Annotated in this window: 16 protein-coding genes; 8 read left to right on the top strand and 8 right to left on the bottom strand. The window is 73.3% G+C overall.

The window, feature by feature from the left end:
* Window positions 1–122: 122 nt before the first annotated feature.
* Both OG994_RS21485 and OG994_RS21480 read left to right on the top strand, forming a co-directional pair.
* Complete coding sequence (locus tag OG994_RS21485) at window positions 123–446, top strand: winged helix-turn-helix transcriptional regulator (protein WP_328850757.1); 324 nt, start codon at window positions 123–125, stop codon at window positions 444–446.
* 191 nt (window positions 447–637) lie between these two features.
* Window positions 638–1,519, top strand: a complete 882-nt coding sequence (locus OG994_RS21480) for a trypsin-like serine protease (protein ID WP_328850756.1) — start codon at window positions 638–640, stop codon at window positions 1,517–1,519.
* 49 nt (window positions 1,520–1,568) lie between these two features.
* On the opposite strand, the gene OG994_RS21475 is transcribed toward OG994_RS21480, so the two are convergent.
* Together OG994_RS21475 and OG994_RS21470 are read right to left on the bottom strand one after the other, a co-directional pair.
* Window positions 1,569–2,171 carry an ATP-dependent Clp protease proteolytic subunit gene (locus tag OG994_RS21475; RefSeq protein ID WP_120327465.1) on the bottom strand — a complete coding sequence of 201 codons (603 nt, stop codon included), beginning with the start codon at window positions 2,169–2,171 and terminating at the stop codon, window positions 1,569–1,571.
* Between the two features lie 135 nt (window positions 2,172–2,306).
* Window positions 2,307–2,789, bottom strand: a complete 483-nt coding sequence (locus tag OG994_RS21470) for a helix-turn-helix domain-containing protein (RefSeq protein ID WP_120327466.1) — start codon at window positions 2,787–2,789, stop codon at window positions 2,307–2,309.
* A 44-nt stretch (window positions 2,790–2,833) separates the two neighbouring features.
* Between OG994_RS21470 and OG994_RS21465 the strand changes: the two genes are divergently transcribed.
* Entirely contained in the window at window positions 2,834–2,989 is a 156-nt protein-coding gene (locus OG994_RS21465; protein ID WP_328850755.1) for a hypothetical protein, read from the top strand.
* Window positions 2,986–3,999 carry a potassium channel family protein gene (locus tag OG994_RS21460; RefSeq protein ID WP_120327467.1) on the top strand — a complete coding sequence of 338 codons (1,014 nt, stop codon included), beginning with the start codon at window positions 2,986–2,988 and terminating at the stop codon, window positions 3,997–3,999. The genes OG994_RS21465 and OG994_RS21460 overlap by 4 nt, the downstream gene beginning before the upstream one ends.
* A gap of 25 nt (window positions 4,000–4,024) precedes the next feature.
* On the opposite strand, the gene OG994_RS21455 is transcribed toward OG994_RS21460, so the two are convergent.
* Window positions 4,025–4,489 carry a MarR family winged helix-turn-helix transcriptional regulator gene (locus tag OG994_RS21455; RefSeq protein ID WP_120327468.1) on the bottom strand — a complete coding sequence of 155 codons (465 nt, stop codon included), beginning with the start codon at window positions 4,487–4,489 and terminating at the stop codon, window positions 4,025–4,027.
* Window positions 4,490–4,578: 89 nt separating this feature from the next.
* On the opposite strand from OG994_RS21455, the gene OG994_RS21450 reads away from it, so the two are divergent.
* Window positions 4,579–5,226, top strand: coding sequence for an FMN-dependent NADH-azoreductase (locus tag OG994_RS21450; RefSeq protein ID WP_328850754.1), 648 nt, complete (start codon window positions 4,579–4,581; stop codon window positions 5,224–5,226).
* A gap of 63 nt (window positions 5,227–5,289) precedes the next feature.
* On the opposite strand, the gene OG994_RS21445 is transcribed toward OG994_RS21450, so the two are convergent.
* The 3 genes from OG994_RS21445 to OG994_RS21435 all read right to left on the bottom strand — a co-directional run bounded on the left by OG994_RS21445 (window position 5,290) and on the right by OG994_RS21435 (window position 9,782).
* Window positions 5,290–6,324, bottom strand: coding sequence for a 2-oxoacid:ferredoxin oxidoreductase subunit beta (locus OG994_RS21445; RefSeq protein ID WP_328850753.1), 1,035 nt, complete (start codon window positions 6,322–6,324; stop codon window positions 5,290–5,292).
* Window positions 6,317–8,164, bottom strand: a complete 1,848-nt coding sequence (locus tag OG994_RS21440) for a 2-oxoacid:acceptor oxidoreductase subunit alpha (RefSeq protein WP_120327472.1) — start codon at window positions 8,162–8,164, stop codon at window positions 6,317–6,319. Before OG994_RS21440 ends, OG994_RS21445 begins: the two co-directional genes overlap by 8 nt.
* Window positions 8,165–8,375: 211 nt before the next feature.
* Window positions 8,376–9,782 (bottom strand): hypothetical protein, encoded by a 1,407-nt coding sequence (locus tag OG994_RS21435; protein ID WP_328850752.1) that lies wholly within the window; start codon window positions 9,780–9,782, stop codon window positions 8,376–8,378.
* 139 nt (window positions 9,783–9,921) lie between these two features.
* Here OG994_RS21435 and ndhC point away from each other — a divergent pair, with 139 nt between their 5' ends.
* Window positions 9,922–10,299 carry an NADH-quinone oxidoreductase subunit A gene (ndhC, locus tag OG994_RS21430; RefSeq protein WP_120327474.1) on the top strand — a complete coding sequence of 126 codons (378 nt, stop codon included), beginning with the start codon at window positions 9,922–9,924 and terminating at the stop codon, window positions 10,297–10,299.
* Window positions 10,300–10,312: 13 nt separating this feature from the next.
* On the opposite strand, the gene folP is transcribed toward ndhC, so the two are convergent.
* Window positions 10,313–11,182, bottom strand: a complete 870-nt coding sequence (gene folP, locus OG994_RS21425; protein ID WP_120327475.1) for a dihydropteroate synthase — start codon at window positions 11,180–11,182, stop codon at window positions 10,313–10,315.
* 137 nt (window positions 11,183–11,319) lie between these two features.
* On the opposite strand from folP, the gene OG994_RS21420 reads away from it, so the two are divergent.
* The gene (locus OG994_RS21420) at window positions 11,320–11,904 is read left to right on the top strand and encodes a DivIVA domain-containing protein (protein WP_328850751.1); all 585 of its coding nucleotides are present in this window, start codon (window positions 11,320–11,322) and stop codon (window positions 11,902–11,904) included.
* Complete coding sequence (locus OG994_RS21415; RefSeq protein ID WP_120327477.1) at window positions 11,901–12,398, top strand: SRPBCC family protein; 498 nt, start codon at window positions 11,901–11,903, stop codon at window positions 12,396–12,398. The genes OG994_RS21420 and OG994_RS21415 overlap by 4 nt, the downstream gene beginning before the upstream one ends.
* A gap of 67 nt (window positions 12,399–12,465) precedes the next feature.
* Here OG994_RS21415 and OG994_RS21410 read toward each other — a convergent pair whose 3' ends face one another.
* The gene (locus tag OG994_RS21410; protein WP_328850750.1) at window positions 12,466–13,371 is read right to left on the bottom strand and encodes a sterol desaturase family protein; all 906 of its coding nucleotides are present in this window, start codon (window positions 13,369–13,371) and stop codon (window positions 12,466–12,468) included.
* Window positions 13,372–13,484: the final 113 nt, after the last annotated feature.

The following is a 13,484-nucleotide window of genomic DNA, read 5'->3' as shown; positions in this document are numbered from 1 at the left end:
AACCGGAATCCGGCCATGCCACTTCCCGTTGGAGAGTAGGCACCTTGAAGTGCGTAACGAACGCGTGGGAGAGTGACGACGTGGAACCGGATCCCTATGACCGCAGGTGCGGTAGCCGTCAGGTGCTCGACCGGATCGGCGACCGGTGGAGCGTCCTGGTGGTGCTCACCCTGGCCGACGGCACCAAGCGCTACGGCGACCTGGCTCGGCGCGTCGACGGGATCAGCCAGAAGATGCTCACCCAGACGCTGCGCGGGTTGGAGCGCGACGGCCTCGTCACGCGCGAGGTGCACGCCTCCGTGCCGCCGCGGGTCGACTACACGCTCACCGCCCTCGGTCGCAGCCTGCTCGACCTCGTATCCGGTCTCGAGGCGTGGGCGACGACGCACCTCGCCGAGGTGGAGGCCGCCCGGGACCGCTACGACACGCGCATGTCCGGCCACTGATGTAACGAGAATTGGCCCGAAGACGCTGCGTCGCGAGCGCGCGCGGACCATTCCCCACGGGCATAGGCTGCGCCGTATCGAGAATCGGCACGTCCTGGCATTCCCATGACTGGGCGTCGGACGCGAATGAGGGGGCGCGTCCGCCGCCGTCGGGGTGCCCGGCGGTGTCTGCTTCCCGGACGGAGGGTCTCTTGCGTCGTACCGCACTGCTCGCCAGCCTGGCCACCGCGGCGCTCGCCGCGGCCGTCGCCGGCGCCACCCCGGCCTCGGCCATCAGCACCTACAACTCCCAGCCCGCCCCGGACCGCACGGAGGTCGGCGCCCTGCTGGTCAAGTGGGACCGGGATGCCGACCCCACCACCCCGGACGTCGTCGACTGGTACTGCTCCGGCACCATGATCGACCGCGACGTGTTCCTCACCGCGGCGCACTGCACCACCGACTGGGCGCCCGGCGCCCGCTTCTACGTCTCGCTCGAGCAGGACGTCGAGGGCGCGCTCGCCGGGGCGCGGGAGGCGGGGCTCAGCCCGGAGCAGGTCGCCGCGGCGGTCGGCGTCGAGGGCACGGCCCACACCAATCCCGCCTACCCGGGCAACTCGGCCGACTCCCAGGACATCGCGGTGGTCACCTTCGACCCGGGTCAGGCCGCCGAGCTGGACCGGCGGTGGGACTTCACCCCGGCGAGGCTGCCGAGCGCCGGGCAACTCGACGCCCTCGGGAGCCGGACGCTCGACGCGTCCCGATGGGAGGTCGTGGGGTACGGCACCGAGGAGGCCCAGCGCGAGCCGGGCGGGCACGTCCACCCGGGCGGGGGCGTCCGGATGAAGGCGGAGGTGGGCTTCAACGCCCTCAACAGGACGTGGGTGCGGCTGGCGATGAACACCGGCCGCGGCTACGGCGGGGCCTGCTACGGCGACTCCGGCGGCCCGAACTTCGTGACCATCGGCGGCGAGCGGGTGCTGGCGGCCACCACCATCACCGGTGACACCCCCTGCTACGCCACGAACGTGGCCTACCGGATGGACACGCCCACCGCGCGCGGGTTCCTGGACGACTTCGTCGACCTGCCCTGAGCGAGTGACGACGGCGGCCGGCGGGACCATCGCCGGCCGCCGTCGCGTCTCATCCCGCCGACAACTCGTCGGCCCGCGTGATCACGTGGTCGATGAGCCCGTACTCGCGGGCCTGCTCGGCCGTGAACCAGCGGTCCCGGTCCCAGTCGCGCTGGATCTCTTCGAGCGTGCGCCCGCTGTGCTGGGCGATCAGCTCCTGCATGGTCCGCTTCACGTGCAGCATGTTCTGGGCCTGGATGGTGACGTCCGCCGCGGTGCCGCCCATCCCGCCCGACGGCTGGTGCATCATGATCCGCGAGTGCGGCAGCGCGTAGCGCTTGCCGGCCGTACCGGCGCAGAGCAGGAACTGCCCCATCGAGCCGGCGAAGCCCAGGGCCAGCGTCGCGACGTCGTTGCGGACGTACCGCATGGTGTCGTAGACGGCCATGCCCGCGCTCACCGAGCCGCCGGGCGAGTTGATGTAGAGGTAGATGTCCCGGTCGGGATCCTCGGCGGCGAGCAGCAGGATCTGCGCGCAGATCTGGTTCGCCGAGGCGTCGGTCACCTCTTCGCCGAGGAAGACGATCCGTTCCTTCAGCAGCCGCTCGAAGACCTGGTCACCGAAGGACGGCTGCCCGCCGTCCAGCATCCGCACCGGCTCGTACCCGATCATGAATCCGCCTTCCACCGTGCCGGCGGGCGGCGGGACCGCCCGGGGGACCGGCCCCTCCAGCGTGCGCGCGGAGGTGGCCGTGGCCCCAGCGGTTCTGCCGGCGGCAGATTCGCCACCGGCAGAACCGGGCGGGGGTCAGACAGCGGTCAGCGGGCGGCGGGCCCGCCGGCAGGTGAGCAGCCGGGCGGTACGCGGGCCGCGCCGCGCCGGCATCGGAGCGGGCAGGCCGACCCGCAGCGTCGGGCCGCCCGCACCCGGGCCGCGGTGCAGCATCGCCCGGGAGGTACGCGGCCCGACCCGCACGGCCGGCTCGGTCTGGGGACGGGGCGCCGGCAGCGGCGCCAGCACGGCGGCGCCGGAGCGGGGCGCGGCCGGCAGGCGCGGCTCGACCCGCCGCAGGTCGTCGCGCGCCTCTTCGAGCAGTTCGGAGAGGTGGATGCCGAGGGCCCGGCAGATGGCTGCCAGCACCTCGGACGAGGCCTCCTTGCGCCCTCGTTCCACCTCGGACAGGTAGGGCACGGACACCCCGGCGGCATCGGCCACCTCGCGCAGCGTGCGGCCCTGGCGCAGCCGCAGCCGCCGCAGCACCCCACCGATCACCCGTCGCAGCAACGACATACCGGCCTCGCCTCCACGCCTCGTCGTCCCGGGACACCCCCATCATGCCCGGTCGCACCGCCCGGGGCGGCCCCGGCGGGCCGGACCGCGTCCCGGTGCGCTTCCCGCCGGCCGTCCGCGAGGTCACCACCCGGCCGGCCGGACTCCGCCGCACCCGCTATGTTGTGGGCGTGCAGGCGACGGAGCAGGTACGACGGTGATCCATTTTCCCGCGCAGCGCCGGAGTCCGCTCAGCGCGCTCAGCCTGCGGCTCGCCGCCGCCATCGCGTTGGTCTTCGCCACCGTCGCGGCGGTCTACTTCGACCGCGACGGTTACCGCGACGTCAACGAGGACGGCCTGACCCTCCTCGACTGCTTCTACTACGCGGTGGTGACCCTCTCGACCACCGGCTACGGCGACATCACCCCGGTCAGCCAGAGCGCGCGGCTGGTGAACGTCGTCTACATCACCCCGGCCCGGGTGATCTTCCTGATCATCCTGGTCGGCACCACCCTCGAAGTTCTGACCGAGCAGTACCGGACCGGCCGGCGCCTGACGCGGTGGAGGAAGACCGTGAAGGACCACGTCATCATCTGCGGCTACGGCACCAAGGGCCGCAGCGCCGTCTCCGCGCTGCTGGAGAACGGCCTCGACAAGTCGCGCATCATCGTCGTCGAGCGCAACGGCGCCGCGCTGCGGCAGGCCACCGCGGCCGGGCTCGTGGCGATCGAGGGGTCGGCGACCCGCTCGGCCACGCTGAACGAGGCCCACGTGAAGAACGCCAAGGCCGTGATCATCGCGACCGACAGCGACGACGCGTCCGTCCTGGTGGCGCTGACGGTACGGCAGCTCACCGCCGGGCAGGTGCGGATCATCGCGGCCGCCCGGGAGGCGGAGAACGCTCCGCTGCTCAAGCAGAGCGGCGCGCACCACGTGATCGTCTCGTCGGCCACCGCGGGCCGCCTGCTCGGCCTCTCGACCTCCGCGCCGCCGCTGATCGACGTCGTCGAGGACCTGCTCACGCCGGGTCAGGGCATGGCGCTCGCCATGCGCTCGGCCGAGCGCCACGAGGTGGGACGCTCCCCGCGCGAACTGGACTCGCTGGTCATCGCGTTGGTGCGGCGCGGCAAGGTGGTCACGCTGGCCGACCAGGCCGGCGCCGTCATCGAGACCGGGGACATGCTCGTGCACGTCCGGGACGACCGGCCCCACTCCACGGCCGCGGTCTGACGTACGCGGCGTGCCGGGTGACGCCCTACTCCGGGGCGTCCTCGGTGCACATGATCCGCCACCCGCTGGTGGCGCGCTGGAGCAGGTCGTACAGCGCGTGCCGCTCGGCCGGGGCCAGCGCGCTGAGCACCTCCGACTCGGCGGCTTCGAGGGCGCACTCGGCCTCGCGGAGGCGGCTCTCGCCCGCGTCGGTGAGGAACACCATGTGCCGGCGCCGGTCCTCGTACGAGCGGCGCCGCTCCACGAGCTTCGCCGCCTCCAGGTCGTTGAGCAGCCCGACCACGTTGGTGCTGTCGATCTGAAGGGTGCTGGCGAGCGCCTGCTGGCTGATCCCGCCGGCGTCGCGTAGCACCGTGAGCGCCACGAGGTGCCGCGGGCGCAGCCCGAGTGGTGCCAGCACCGACTCCGACCGCAGACGCATCCGCCGGGCCAGGTGATCGAGCAACGGCCCCGTGCGGTGCTCGGACTGGACGGCGGGCTGGTCAGGCATGTGAGCCAGTTTACCCGCGACGCAAGGATAGGTCTGCTATAAATGGTTTGCTCAGCACAAACCATCTATGGCATGGCGAGGATTGATCCATGGCACATCTGTTGCACGTCGACTCCAGCATCCGCGGGGAGCACTCCATCAGCCGCCGGCTCACCGCCCGCGCCGCCGCGCGGTGGCGGGCCGCCCACCCGGACGGCACGGTGACGTACCGCGACCTCGGCAGGCAGCCGCTGCCTCACCTGGACGAGGACGGCGGCCTGGCGCGCATGGTGCCCGTCGAGCAGCACACCCCGGCGCAGCGCGCCTCCTGGAAGCTGACCGAGCGGCTGGTGGACGAGGTGAAGCGGGCCACGACCGTCCTGCTGGGCCTTCCGCTCTACAACTACGGCGTGCCGAGCAGTGTGAAGACCTGGGTGGACCACCTCATCGCCCCCGGCATCGCGTACGACCCGCAGACCGGCGCGGGCCTGCTGGGTGATCGCGAGTTCATCGTGCTCGCCAGCCGGGGCGGCGGCTACGGCCCGGGGACTCCCCGCGAGGGCTGGGACCACGCCGAGCCCTGGCTGCCGCACGGCATCAGCAGGACCGGCCTGCAGCCGCGCTTCATCGCCGCCGAGCTGACCCTCGCGCCGGTCACGCCGGCCATGGCCGAGCTGGTCCCGCTGCACGAGGAGAGCCTCGCGGCGGCCGAGCGTGCCATCGACGAACTCTGGGTGCCGGCCCGGGCGGCGGCCTGACCGGCCCGTAGGACGAGCGGGCGGGCCGTCCGGAGACGGCCCGCCCGCGTCACGTCGGTCGGATCAGAGGATCGTCCAGGTGTCCCCGCTGTTGAGCAGGCCCGCGAGCTGCTGCTCGGGCGTCTCGGTGACGTCCGCCCGGGCGGCGTCGAGCTGGGCGCGCACCACGCTGTCGTAGGAGGGCCGCTCGACCGAGCGGAACACGCCGATCGGGGTGTTGCGCAGGTCGAGACCGGGCAGCCGCGACAGCGCGAACGCGTACGCCGGGTCGGTGACCGTCGCGTCGTGCACGACGATGTCCTCCGGCCGGGTCGCCGCCGTCTCCCGCACCTCGAGGCCGAAGCCGCCGGGCGGGTGGACGACGCAGAACTGCCCGTCCTTGCCGAACGTGATCGGCTGCCCGTGTTCGAGCCGGATCAGGTGGTCGTCGCGGGTGGCCGGCTCCTTGAGCGGGTCGAACGCGCCGTCGTTGAAGATGTTGCAGTTCTGGTAGATCTCCACGAACGCCGAGCCGGAGTGCTCGGCGGCGGCGCGGAGCACCGACTGGAGGTGCTTGCGGTCGGAGTCGATCGTGCGGGCCACGAAGGTGGCCTCGGCCCCGAGCGCCAGCGAGATCGGGTTGAACGGCGCGTCGGCCGAGCCGACCGGGGTCGACTTCGTGACCTTCCCGAGCTCGGAGGTCGGCGAGTACTGGCCCTTGGTGAGCCCGTAGATCCGGTTGTTGAAGAGCAGGATCTTGAGGTTGACGTTCCGGCGCAGCGCGTGGATCAGGTGGTTGCCGCCGATGGAGAGGGCGTCACCGTCGCCGGTCACCACCCACACCGAGAGATCGGGCCGGGTGGCGGACAGGCCCGTGGCGATCGCCGGGGCGCGGCCGTGGATGGAGTGCATCCCGTACGTGTTCATGTAGTACGGGAAGCGGGAGGAGCAGCCGATCCCGGAGATGAACACGATCCGTTCGCGCGGGATGTTCAGCTCCGGCATGAAGCCCTGAACGGCCGCCAGGATCGCGTAGTCCCCGCAGCCGGGGCACCAGCGCACCTCCTGGTCGGACTTGAAGTCCTTGGCGGTGAGCTTGAGGGCGATGGGCTCAGACATTCTTGAGGACCTCTTCCAGCATCGTCTCCAGCTCCGCGGCCGTGAACGGCAGGCCGCGGACCTGGTTGTAGCCGATCGCGTCGACCAGGTACTTCGCGCGGATCACGTGCGCCAGCTGGCCGAGGTTCATCTCGGGGATGACCACCCGGTCGTACGAGCGCAGCACCGCGCCGAGGTTGGCCGGCATCGGGGCGAGGTGGCGCAGGTGCGCCTGGGCGACGGAGAGCCCGCGTTGGCGCAGGCCACGGCAGGCCGCGCCGATCGGCCCGTACGTCGAACCCCAGCCGAGCACCAGCACCCGGGCGTCACCGTCCGGATCGTCGACCTCGACGTCCGGCACCGGGATCGTCTCGATGCGGGCCGCGCGGGTGCGCACCATGAAGTCGTGGTTCGCCGGGTCGTACGAGATGTCGCCGGTCTTGTCGGCCTTCTCCAACCCGCCGATGCGGTGTTCGAGGCCGGGCGTGCCGGGGATCGCCCAGGGACGGGCCAGCGTCTCCGGATCGCGCAGGTACGGCAGGAACGTCGTGCCGTCCTCGCCGTTCGGGGAGGTGGCGAACTCGACCCGCAGGTCGGGCAGGGACTCCACGTCGGGCAGCAGCCACGGCTCGGACCCGTTGGCGACGTAGTTGTCGGACAGCAGGATCACCGGCGTGCGGTAGGTGAGCGCGATCCGGGCGGCCTCCAGGGCCGCGTAGAAGCAGTCGGCGGGCGACTTCGGCGCGACCACCGCGACCGGCGCCTCGCCATGGCGGCCGTACAGCGCCATGTTCAGGTCGGCCTGCTCGGTCTTCGTCGGCATGCCGGTCGAGGGGCCGGCCCGCTGCACGTCGACGATGACCAGCGGCAGTTCCAGCGCCACGGCGAGCGAGATCGTCTCGCCCTTGAGCGCCACGCCCGGGCCGCTCGTGGTGGTGACGCCGAGCGCGCCGCCGTACGAGGCGCCCAGCGCCGCGCCGACCGCGGCGATCTCGTCCTCGGCCTGCATGGTGAGCACGCCGAACCGCTTGTGCTTGCTCAGCTCGTGCAGGATGTCGGACGCCGGCGTGATCGGGTACGCGCCGAGGAACACCGGCAGGCCGGAGCGGACGCCGGCGGCCACCAGGCCGAGCGAGAGCGCCGCGTTGCCGGTGATGTTGCGGTAGGTGCCCGGCGGCATCTGCGCCGGCTTGACCTCGTAGCGGACGGCGAAGTCCTCGGTCGTCTCGCCGAAGTTCCATCCCGCCCGGAAGGCGGCCACGTTGGCGGCCACCAGCTCGGGCCGGGCCGCGAACTTGCGCTCCAGGAACCGCAGCGTCGACTCGTACGGCCGCGAGTACATCCAGGAGAGCAGGCCGAGGGCGAACATGTTCTTGGCCCGCTCGGCGTCCTTCTTGGACACGTCGAGGTCGGCGAGGGCGCCGATGGTCATCGAGGTGAGCGCGACCGGGTGCACCACGTAGCCGGCGAGCGTGTCGTCCTCGAGCGGGTTGACCGCGTAGCCGACCTTCGCCAGGTTGCGCTTGGTGAACTCGTCGGTGTTGACGATGATGTCCGCGCCGCGCGGCAGGTCGGCCAGGTTGGCCTTGAGCGCGGCGGGGTTCATGGCCACCAGCACGTTCGGCGCGTCGCCCGGCGTGAGGATGTCGTAGTCGGCGAAGTGCACCTGGAAGCTCGACACGCCGGGCAGGGTGCCGGCGGGGGCGCGGATCTCCGCGGGAAAGTTGGGCAGTGTGGAGATGTCGTTGCCGAGCTGGGCCGTCTCGGAGGTGAACCGGTCACCGGTCAGCTGCATGCCGTCGCCGGAGTCGCCGGCGAACCGGATGACCACCCGGTCCAGTTGACGGATCTGCTTGCTCACGCCTGCACCTCGCTTCGCTGCGCGCGGTGGCGGCCCGAGTTGACGGTGACCTCGCCCTGCCCGGCCACGTGACCTCCCTGACGCACCGCTCACCGCGCCGGCCGTGGCTGGCCCGGCCCGCATGTGGGTTTCTCACCTGAGAGCCTACGTCGGATGGACCCGTCACCTTCCCCGGAGGTTCGGCCAGTGGGACCGGATAGGGGGGTGAAATTCACCACTTAGTGGCGTTTCGCCCTGCCCGCCGGTAATCCAGATCACCGTCCGCCGATGCTTGCGGCTCGCCGGCGAGGCGTCGGCGCAGCGACAGGGTGGCCAACCCGAGCGCCAACGCCACGAGGAGCGCCGAGGCGACGACGAGCATGATCACCGTACGCCGCGTGGACCCGGCGTCGGGGACGTCCGGCAGGGCCGCCCCACCCACCAGCACACCCTGCGAGCCGGCCGGCACCGCGACCGCCACCGGGGTGGCGAGCGCCGCCGCCGCGGTGATCCGGAAACTCGTCCGCACCTGACGGGCCCGGCCGTTGCCGGGGTCGAGCCGGCCGACGACGGCGCCCGCCAGCGGCGCCTCGCGCTGGGCGGCCGGCGTCGCCTCGACCGGCAGGCGCAGGTCGGCGCGGTCTCCGGCGCGGACCACGCCCAGGTCGCACCGCGTACGGGCGGCGTCGAGCGGCGCGCAGCCCGCGGGCGGGGCCGGCACCGTGACACCGGCCGGCAGGAGCACGTCGATCCGGCCGGCGGCGTCGACCGTGCCGGTGTTGGCGAGCCGGACGATGAGGTCGCTCGCGGCGCCGCTGACGTCGAACGAGACCCCTCGGGCCTCGACCGTGATGCCGGGCGCCGGCGGGCCGGGCGGGAAGAGCACGGCGAAGCCCTCGTCGTCCCGCGCCGTCCCGCTCACCCCGGGCGCACTCGCGCTGACCGCCACCGAACCGCTCAGCGGCATCCGTCGCCAGGCGTCCCCGGAGACGCGGACCCGGATCAGTGTGCTGAACCGGTCGCCCGCGGCGACGCGCCACCCACCGCAGCGGTACGCGTGCCCGCCGGTGGCCGCGCAGCCCGCCGTCCCGGCGTCGGTCACCCCGGCGGGAAGCGTGTAGGAGAGGTGGACGCGGGCGTCCACGGAGCCGGTGTTGGCCACGGTGACGCGCAGCGTGGTGGCCGTGCCGGACGCGTTCCAGTACCCCTGGGGCAGGACCACGTCGCCCGTCGTGACCCGGACCCCGAGCGGCGACGGACCGGGGGCGGTCCCCGGCGCCGAGGGCCGGACCGGCGGCCGGCTGGAAGTGCCCGGGAGCGGGGTCGGGACGCCGGCGGTGGGCGTGGCCGTCGCCGGTGCGCTGCCGACGGGGGTGGGGGTGCCGCTCACCGGCGGCGGCGTCGTCTCCTCCGGCGGTTCGACGGTCGGCGGCGCCGTGGTCGGGTCCGCCCCGGGCCCGTCCGGCGGCGTCGTGGGCACCCCGCCTCCCGGGTCGGCCGGGTCGGTGGCCAGGGCGACCGGCTGACCGACGGCGCCCGCGGCGGCCCAGGCCGGCGTCACGGCGAGCGCGACGCCGAGCACCACGGCCGGCCCCCACGCCGGCAGGCGCCGCGGTCCTCGCCCCGGTGGCACGTCCACGCTGGTCGTCTCCCCCCTCCGGTGCCGACGGTCCGGGGTCCCATCGTCGATACTGTTGCCGTACGGAACTAGTCCCGATGGGAAACAAATTCGTAACGTGTGCGAAGCTGGGCGGCGGGCGGAACGGTAGGCTGCCGGCGTGACCGGTTACCTGGGCTCGTACGCGACGCTCGGGCTCCTGCTGCTCGTCAGCGTGCTCTTCTTCGTGGTGGCGTTCTCGGCCAACCGGGTGCTGCGCCCCGCCCGGCCCGCCGACCCGCCCGGCAAGCGGACGAGCTACGAGTGCGGTCTCGACCCGGTCGGCGCCGACTGGGCGCAGATGCAGATCCGCTACTACGTCTACGCCTACCTCTACGTGCTCTTCGCCGTCGAGGCGGTGTTCCTCTTCCCCTGGGCGGTGGTCTTCGACCGGCCCGGGTTCGGCCTCGTGACGGTCGTCGAGATGGCGATCTTCGTGGCCGTGCTCGCGCTCGGCATCCTCTACGCCTGGCGGCGCAACATCCTCCGCTGGACCTGACCCGGGCGGCGGCTCAGGCCAGACCGCGACGGGTCGCCGCCGGCGGGCGGTCGCCGCGGATCGACGCGACCATGTCGAGCACCCGCCGCGTCGGGCGCACCTGGTGGGCCCGGAACACCCGGGCGCCCAGCCAGGCGGAGACCGCGGTCGCCGCGAGCGTGCCCTCCAGCCGCTCGGTCACCGGCAGGTCCAGCGTCTCGCCGACGAAGTCCTTGTTGGAGAGCGCCACCAGCAACGGCCAGCCGGTGGCGGTCAGCTCGTCCAGCCGCCGGGTGATCTCCAGCGAGTGGCGGGTGTTCTTGCCGAAGTCGTGCGCCGGGTCGATCAGGATCCCGTCGGGCCGTACGCCCAGCCCCACCGCGCGCTCGGCGAGCCCGGTCACCGTGGCGACCACGTCGGCCACCACGTCGTCGAAGGCGGCCCGGTGCGGCCGGGTACGCGGCGCCAGACCGCCGGCGTGCGAGCAGACCAGCCCGGCGCCCGTCTCGGCGGCGACCCGGGCCAGCGCCGGATCGGCGCCGGACCAGGTGTCGTTGAGCAGGTCGGCGCCGGCCGCGACGGCCTCCACGGCGACCTCCGCCCGCCAGGTGTCGATGGAGATCACCACCTCGGGGAAGGCGGCCCGGACGGCGGCGATCGTGCCGACCGTCCGCCGGATCTCCTCGGCCACGTCCACCTCGGCGCCCGGGCCGGCCTTCACCCCGCCGATGTCGATGATCTCGGCGCCCTCGTCCACCGCCCGCTCCACCGCCCGCAGCGCGCTGTCCGCCGCGAACGTGGCACCCCGGTCGAAGAACGAGTCCGGCGTGCGGTTCACGATCGCCATCACCACCAGCTCACCGGGCGCGAACGTGCGCCCACCGAGCCGAAGCTCCCCGGCCATTGCCGCCTCCCTCACCCGTGTCCGCCGCCGGACGGTCCCGACGCTAGCCCGTCGGCCGCGACGGCATCCGCCCGGTCCGCTCCGCCGGGCATCGTGGCGGGGTCGCTCGCGCCCGGCCGGCATGCCACGATCTGTGCATGGGTCAGGTTCTGCTCGTGCTGGTCGTGGCGTTGACCGTGGCGGCGGTGGTGTTCGGGGTGGCGGTGCTGGTCACCGGCCGGGATCCGGGCCTCGTGCCGGCCGAGCCGGACGGGCGCGCCGTGCCGCTACCGGGCAACCGCCCGCTCCAGGAGTCGGACCTGGAGGCGGTGCGGTTCGACACCGCCCTGCGCGGGTACCGGATGGCGCAGGTCGATCAGGCGTTGCGTCGCGCCGCCTACGACATCGGCTACAAGTCCGAGCTGATCGGTGTGCTGGAAGCGGAGGTCGCCGCCTTGCGGGAGGGACGGACGGCGGACGCGGACGCCCTGCGGCGGGCCCGCGAGCAGGCGGCCGGCACGGCCGCAACCGGCACCGTGGCCGTCGGCGCGGCGGCCGCGACCGACGCCGTCACGGCCGGCACGGCGGCCGGGGGCGAATCTCCCGCCGGCACCGACCCGAGGGCCGACGGTACGGCGGTGGGCCGCGACGGCGGCACGGTGCTGCCCGACCCGGACGAGGCGGCGGACCGCGGCGACGGACCGGTCGGGCCCGGCACGGTGGTCCGCTCGGAGTCGGTGTGACCGCAGCGGACGGCGAGGGCGACCTGCCCGAGGCGGCCCAGCCGGGTGCCGGCGAGGTGACGGCCACCGTCATCGTGGACGCCCCGGCCGAGCGGGTCTTCGCGGCGCTGCTCGCCTGGGAACGGCAGTCCGACTGGATCCCGTTCACGCGGGTGCGGGTGGTCGAGGGTGACGGCCGGGAGGGCAGCCTCGTCGAGGCGGTGACCGTGCTCGGCCCCGCCGAGTTGCGCGACGAGATGCGCGTGGTCCGGGTCGACGAGCCCTACGAGATCAGGGTGGTGCACTGCGGGCGGCTGCTGCGCGGCCCCGGCGTGCTGCGCTGCACGCCGCTCGCGCGCGACCGCACCCAGGTCGTGTGGCACGAGTGGTTCCACGTGCCCGGGGGTGTGGCCGGCCGGGTCGCCTGGCCGCTGATCTGGCCCGGCTCGAAGGTGGGGCTGACCCAGGCGCTGCGACGGTTCGGCCGCCTGGTCGAGCAGGGCCGCCTTCCCTGACCGGGCGGTCCCCGGGCGAGGCGCGGCCGGCCGGCCGGTCCCGCTCGGCGGCGCGACTCGCGCCCGGTCAGGCCGGGGTGGCGCCGGCGCCCGGCGCGGCCGGCAGAGGCTCGCCGGGAGCGGCGGCGAGCGGCCCGTCGGGTGCCGCCGGTCGCCACCCGGGCGAGCGGAACAGGTGGCCGGCCCGCTGCCGCCAACCCGCCGCGGCCCGCAGGTCGCGGGCGATCGAGACGTACTCGTGGAAGGCCACCCGCAGCGGGTTGTACGTCTCGATGTTCTTGGTGAGGCCGTAGACGCAGCGCTCCCGCTCCGGGGCGAACGTGCCGAAGAGGCGGTCCCAGACGATCAGGATGCCGCCGAAGTTGCGGTCCAGGTAGCTGCCCTGGGAGGCGTGGTGGACGCGGTGGTGCGACGGGGTGTTGAACACGGCCTCGTACCAGCGCGGCAGCTTGTCGATGCGCTCGGTGTGGATCCAGAACTGGTAGAGCAGGTTGACCGAGCCGGCGAACGCCACCACGGCGGGGTGCACCCCGACCAGGACCAGCGGGACGTAGAAGACCCAGCCGGTCACGCTGGTCCACGGCTGGCGCAGCGCGGTGGAGAGGTTGAACCGCTGCGACGAGTGGTGCACCACGTGGGCGGCCCAGAGGATGCGGATCACGTGGTGGCCCCGGTGCGACCAGTAGTAGCAGAAGTCCTGGGCGAGCACGATCAGCGGCCAGGTCCACCACAGCTCGGCGAGCCGGAGCGGGGTGAGCGCGTAGAGCAGCGCGTACGCGGCCGCGATCGGCACCTTCCACAGCAGGTCGGTGAAGACGCTGCCCAGCCCCATGGCGAGGCTGGTGGCCGTGTCGGCCCCGCCGTAGCCGACCTCGTCGTCGTCGCGGTGCAGCAGGTAGGAGACGCGTTCCAGCACGATCAGCAGCAGGAAGGCCGGGATCGACCAGGCGATGACGTCGGGGAACTCCTTCATGGCCGCCTCCCGCGTGCCTCGTACCGGCGGTCGCCGAGCCCTACCGGTCGGTAACCAAGCACGATAGGCAGCCTTCGCGGGGGAGGCAATGGGGTGTCGGACGCCTGGCCTAG

The organism is Micromonospora globbae (genome assembly GCF_036184225.1).
GTDB lineage: Bacteria > Actinomycetota > Actinomycetes > Mycobacteriales > Micromonosporaceae > Micromonospora > Micromonospora globbae.
Note: the sequence above shows the minus strand (reverse complement) of the source record. Positions and strands in the feature narration are given on the sequence as shown.

What these genes read in the sequence shown, in the direction of transcription:
- folP (WP_120327475.1), bottom strand. Translation starts at nt 11,182, where the DNA reads ATGGCCGGGGAGCTTCGGCTCGGTGGGCGCACGTTCGCGCCCGGTGAG.
- OG994_RS21450 (WP_328850754.1), top strand. Translation starts at nt 4,579, where the DNA reads ATGGCACATCTGTTGCACGTCGACTCCAGCATCCGCGGGGAGCACTCC.
- OG994_RS21465 (WP_328850755.1), top strand. Translation starts at nt 2,834, where the DNA reads ATGCCCGGTCGCACCGCCCGGGGCGGCCCCGGCGGGCCGGACCGCGTC.
- OG994_RS21410 (WP_328850750.1), bottom strand. Translation starts at nt 13,371, where the DNA reads ATGAAGGAGTTCCCCGACGTCATCGCCTGGTCGATCCCGGCCTTCCTG.
- OG994_RS21420 (WP_328850751.1), top strand. Translation starts at nt 11,320, where the DNA reads ATGGGTCAGGTTCTGCTCGTGCTGGTCGTGGCGTTGACCGTGGCGGCG.
- OG994_RS21475 (WP_120327465.1), bottom strand. Translation starts at nt 2,171, where the DNA reads ATGATCGGGTACGAGCCGGTGCGGATGCTGGACGGCGGGCAGCCGTCC.
- OG994_RS21455 (WP_120327468.1), bottom strand. Translation starts at nt 4,489, where the DNA reads ATGCCTGACCAGCCCGCCGTCCAGTCCGAGCACCGCACGGGGCCGTTG.
- OG994_RS21470 (WP_120327466.1), bottom strand. Translation starts at nt 2,789, where the DNA reads ATGTCGTTGCTGCGACGGGTGATCGGTGGGGTGCTGCGGCGGCTGCGG.
- OG994_RS21445 (WP_328850753.1), bottom strand. Translation starts at nt 6,324, where the DNA reads ATGTCTGAGCCCATCGCCCTCAAGCTCACCGCCAAGGACTTCAAGTCC.